The following is a 5202-nucleotide window of genomic DNA, read 5'->3' as shown; positions in this document are numbered from 1 at the left end:
ACCGGCGCTGGCCAGCAAGTACGGCATCAAGGTGACCGAAATCGAAACGTGGCATCAGCGTCGTCAGAGGGGCAAGTCAAAGTACGCACACTCAAAGACCCTGCTAACTGTCGTCCTTGATTATCCGCTTGATCGAATAAATGGGCTTGCGTTCGCTTTCGTAATAGTTCCTGACCTGGATTTCACCAAGCAGACCAAGCCCCAGAAATTGCAACCCCACAAGGATCAAAAACGCCCCCAGCAAAAAGATCGGAATAATGTCAACACTGGCCGGTACCATGAACCTCTTCACGGTGGAGTATATGAGTATCGCCCCCCCAAGCAGACCACTAAACAACCCCGGAGGTCCAAAGAACTGCATGGGCTTTGTCGAAAAGCTCTGGAAAAACTTCACCACCAGGAGATCAAGCACCAGGCGCAGGGTCTTTGAGTGTGCGTACTTTGACTTGCCCCTCTGACGACGCTGATGCCACGTTTCGATTTCGGTCACCTTGATGCCGTACTTGCTGGCCAGCGCCGGTATGAACCGCTGCATTTCGCCATAGAGCTTGAGGTTTTTGATGACCTCACGCTTGTACGCCCGCAGCGCACAACCATGGTCATGGAGCCTGACCGACGTGACGATGGTTATCAACCAGTTTGTGATCATAGAGGGGATGCGTCTGCTCAACAGCGGGTCCTGACGGTGCCTTCGCCATCCGCAGACCATGTCGCAGTCCTTGATGTGGTGCAGCAGCTTGAGTATGTCCTGTGCGTCATACTGCATATCGCCGTCGATGGTGACGATGATATCGCCGCGGGAGAAATCAAATCCGGCAGCCAACGCAGCCGTCTGACCAAAATTCCTGCGCAGACACAACACCACCACGTGCGGGTCTGTGGCCTGAATCCCCTCAAGCAATGACAGCGTGCCGTCGGAACTACCATCGTCTATGTAGAGGATTTCGTACTCGTCGATCTCCCGGCAAGCCCCAAGCACACCGGCAAGGGCCTCGTGGAAGGCAACGACGTTGTCCTCCTCGTTATAAAACGGTACGAGTATTGTAACATCCACCGATATATACGTCCTTTCCGTCTATCTCCGTGAGCATAAGAAATTATAAAACAACCGGGGAGAAAAATACAAAACAAAAATAATGTTTGATTATTCTTTAAAAATATGTTAGTATTATGTTAGTTGGAATGATTTGGTTCGAAAAACGATTTTATGATGGTGTAAGGGAAGGTAGGATAACGCTGACCTTCCGGTTTTGGGACACCCTGAGGGTGCTTCGTGGCAAGATATATCGGTCACATAACTTAGGGTTATTGCGCATCATCGATGTGGACTTTAAGAGATTTCAGGGCATCACCCTGGATGAGGTGAAGCGTTGCGGCTACGACTCGATGGATGAGTTCAGGGAGGATATAGTAAATTATTCCGAAGCGGACGTAGATATCGAACGTGACCGGGTGGTGAGGATTGAGTTTGAGTACATCGGGGAGGACATAGAAAACTACAAAAAAGCAATGGGTAACGTAAAAGACTCCGAAATATTCAATATCAAGGAACAACTGCTGATGCTCGAACAGAAAAACGACACCCCGTGGATAAAACGCACCCTGCAGGTACTAAAGGACCAGGGTTGTCTGTTGTCCAAGGACCTCGAACCGGTCGTTGATATGCCTTCGGACAGAATAAAAAACTTCATGCGCAAGCTCAAGGCACTGCACCTCATATCAAGCAACACCAGAAGAGGTTATTCGATAACCCCGCTTGGTTCAAAGCTCCTGAGACATCTCTCCAGCAAAGATGAAGAACTCCTGTAAGAAATACGTATCACTCCCCCCGTGACACGCACATCGTAAAGCCACACCAACTCAACCAACGCAGACATATGATGTATATCATTGTAAGGAATAAACAAAGGAAGATACAATAAAAGCATGGAAAACGAAACAAAATTAGCAGAAACCACAACGTTGCAAAAGGCATTTCACAAGCTGTCAACTGTTTTCAGTCGGATATTCTCATCGAACCTCAATCCTCTGTATCACCTGGGTGCGATAGCGATATACCTGTTTTTGGTTGACACCTTTTCGGGGATATATCTGTACATATTTTACAAGATAGACCCCCGGTACGTTTATACCTCAGTGGAGGCCATCTCAAACAGCTTCATCGGGAACATCATGAGGGGTTTGCACAGGTATACGTCAGCGGGGTTGATATTTGTGACGTTGCTGCACACGATTCACGTACTGGTGACCGATCGGTTTAGGATGTTCCGGTGGATAGCGTGGATCACCGGAGTGTTGGCCCTTGGCACCTTCTTGGTGATCGGGATATCGGGTTATATACTTGTCTGGGATGTCAAGGCACAGCTTATCGGGATACTGACGGGGAAGTTTCTGAGTTACCTGCCCGTCTTTGGGCACTCGATCATGAGCACGTTTCTGGGCAGCGATATAAAGCTCCTGGGTGGGATGTTCAGGATGGTCATGTACTTTCACGTTGCACTTACGCTGGGGATAGTGTTTATCCTGTGGCTGCACGTGTTGAGAAATGCCAGACCCCGGATTGTACCTCCCAAGTTCTTGTGGGTGGCGCTGTCTGTGATCCTGGTAGTTGTGAGCATCGTGTTCAAGGCAAAGAGTGATGAGGGGGCAAACCTCAGCAACATATCGTTTGTGATATCGATGGACTGGGCGTACTTTTTTGTCTATCCTCTGATGAAGATCATGCCTCTGTCGTGGATGTGGCTGACGGTGAGCGTTGTAACGCTGATACTGATATCGTTTCCGTGGCTGATAAAAGGCAAAAAGATACACCCCGTGGTGATAGACCACGAAAAATGTACGGGATGTGAGTGTTGTTATATAGACTGTCCGTATGAGGCGGTGATAATGCAGCGACTCGATACGGGTAAAAAGAAGTCCGTGGTCAACGAAAACAAGTGTGCCGGTTGTGGTATATGTATCGGCTCGTGCAGCTTTAAGGCGATCACGTTGCCTGCGTTTCCGTGGCAGAGGGTGTTGGATGATATCAGGGAAAAGGCGCCTGATGTTGTGGTGTTCAGGTGCAGGTTTTCGGCGGAGGTACCCGACAGAGACAAGCAATTTACCTGCACGGTGCCCTGCATAGGGTCGGTGCATACGCGGTTTCCCAAAGAGATATTGGGCGGGGGCGTCAAGGGTGTATGTCTGGTGGGTTGCGAAACGGATGATTGCCACTACCGGGAGGGTAGCAAGTGGACTATGGCCCGGTACGAAGGCTCAAGAAAGCCATCACTCGATAAACAAACAGACCCCTCACGTATACGCATACTGCAAGCCACATCTACTTCGGGGATTGCCCAGGAGCTGGACTCGTTCACCAGGGACTTAAACGACGGCAAGAAGTTCGACACGGTAACGGTCAGGGGCAATCGGAAATTGAACTACGCCGTTGCATCGCTCTTGCTGCTTATTCCGACCCTCTTGTTGTATCCGCTGACCAGTGACAGGATGGCGTTCTATCCCGAGGACAAGAGTGTCGTGATCCTGACGTTTAAATACAGGTCAACGTCGTCGGTGGCAAGTGCGAGGTCGCCGATCAAGGTCACGATGCAGGTAAATCAGAAAGAAGTGTTTTCACATATATATAATCCCCGAGGAATAAGGCAAGATTCTTCCATCTTTGTCTATGACGAGATACTGCTAAATCCGGAACACGCTGAAATTTCGCTGAAGATGGAGGAGACGTTGTTTCCGGAAAAACATGAGGAGCTAAACCTGACCAAGGACCTCAAGCCCAAAGACAGCATAATCATTACCTATGACGATGCAACCAAGAACTTAATTTTTCTAAAGTAAACAAGAAATCAAAACGCTGCGGGGGGGAGTAACGGGAACATCGTTGGTAGGATGAACCGTCCCTGCAGCGTCTTTATCGTTATAGCTCTGAGTCCTGGACGAATATGTATTTAGGGTCTGTGTACGTGGGAATAGGGAAAGGCTGTTTCCGAGGCGCTTGTTGAACGGGTGGATTACCTTGGCGTTTGACCCATACCTTCCAACCGTCTCCTGCGGCGTACTCTCTGTAGTCTTTATAGTTTGAGTTAAAGGGTTGCCAGTCTGCGTCACTTCCACCGATGCGGACGTATATATGTCCGTATCTGCCGTCGATTGCGGCTGCATAGATGCCTCTCTGTCGGGCGTTTTCCTGAGTGGTGAGTTTGCTGCCGGAGTGTACGCCTGCTATCTTGCGTGCGTTGATCAATGCCTTGATCTTACCCTGCAGGTCGTCGCCCCAGTCAAAGTAGTGCTTCCAGTAGACGGTTGGTATGCCAGGGTGTGTGAGTATATAGGCATAGCCCTGTTGTACTTCCCAGTTATTTGCAAAGCTATCAAACTCATGATGTGCCTGAGGTTTACCATTATGATCAGTGCGGTAGCCAGTATCGTGATTTTCCAGGAATGTAACAGCCTTGTTTTTCCAGGGTATATTGTCTTTTGTGTCACAGATCAGACCAGAACCTCCGTACCAGTTGCTATAATTTGTATGATTATACTTTAGCTTAAAAAATGTTTTAAAGTCAAAGACACAACTAGCAGTCTTGATATCCCCGACAACTGTGGCTGTATTCCAGACCCAACCACGTTGTTCGTCCTGATTACCCCAGTCGTACTCCCCGACACAAAATGTCGGGCGAGTTGCCCTGTTATAGGTTGCAATGCGTGTAGCAAGGTAACCATGCACCATATCGTATCGCCATCCCCGGTATCCCATCGACTGCAACTGCCTCAGATACCTGATAATGTCACGGCGAACCTGGGTTTTCGTATGATCTATGTCTCTTGCAGAGTCATATCCTTCCGTATTTTTTCTTGTTGGTAAGTATAGCGGTCTTTCTTCCTCCGCACCTTTTGGTAGATGTTTGTTTTTAGGCTCACCAAAGGCTTCATCATTACTGACAATGGTATCAGAACCCCAGTCAGGATTTTGGAAAATAGTTCCCCCTTCCGGGCCATCACGGTGGTTAATTACAATGTCTGCTATGGGTTCAACACCTTTATTCAACAGGGCTTCAAGCATTGCTCTGTGCTGTTTAAAGTCTCCGTAGTTGTTACTAAGGTTAAACCTTCATGAATAGGAGCACTATTCGCCCCCGCCCATGAAAATTGCGAGAGCCTTATGCATTGTGCCCTGGTTCTACTGCTCTTGACAGTTTTTTCATTCAA

4 protein-coding genes and 1 pseudogene are annotated in these 5202 nt (G+C 48.5%); 2 read left to right on the top strand and 3 right to left on the bottom strand.

From position 1 onward, the window contains the following. Positions 1-103: 103 nt before the first annotated feature. Complete coding sequence (locus HWQ67_RS12375) at positions 104-1054, bottom strand: glycosyltransferase family 2 protein (RefSeq protein WP_218253000.1); 951 nt, start codon at positions 1052-1054, stop codon at positions 104-106. Between the two features lie 128 nt (positions 1055-1182). Between HWQ67_RS12375 and HWQ67_RS12370 the strand changes: the two genes are divergently transcribed. Together HWQ67_RS12370 and HWQ67_RS12365 are read left to right on the top strand one after the other, a co-directional pair. Continuing rightward, a complete protein-coding gene (locus tag HWQ67_RS12370) occupies positions 1183-1809 on the top strand; it encodes a hypothetical protein (RefSeq protein WP_218252999.1) in 627 nt (208 codons plus the stop codon). Positions 1810-1926: 117 nt separating this feature from the next. Continuing rightward, positions 1927-3834 (top strand): hydrogenase iron-sulfur subunit, encoded by a 1908-nt coding sequence (locus HWQ67_RS12365; protein ID WP_218252998.1) that lies wholly within the window; start codon positions 1927-1929, stop codon positions 3832-3834. Between the two features lie 79 nt (positions 3835-3913). On the opposite strand, the gene HWQ67_RS19980 is transcribed toward HWQ67_RS12365, so the two are convergent. Then, positions 3914-4240, bottom strand: a complete 327-nt coding sequence (locus HWQ67_RS19980) for an alpha-amylase C-terminal beta-sheet domain-containing protein (protein WP_255317258.1) — start codon at positions 4238-4240, stop codon at positions 3914-3916. Between the two features lie 156 nt (positions 4241-4396). Next, a pseudogene (locus HWQ67_RS12360) lies at positions 4397-5083 on the bottom strand (alpha-amylase family glycosyl hydrolase); the annotation flags it as partial. Positions 5084-5202 lie beyond the last annotated feature (119 nt).

This window comes from Candidatus Magnetobacterium casense, from assembly GCF_019173545.1.
GTDB lineage: Bacteria > Nitrospirota > Thermodesulfovibrionia > Thermodesulfovibrionales > Magnetobacteriaceae > Magnetobacterium > Magnetobacterium cryptolimnobacter.
Note: the sequence above shows the minus strand (reverse complement) of the source record. Positions and strands in the feature narration are given on the sequence as shown.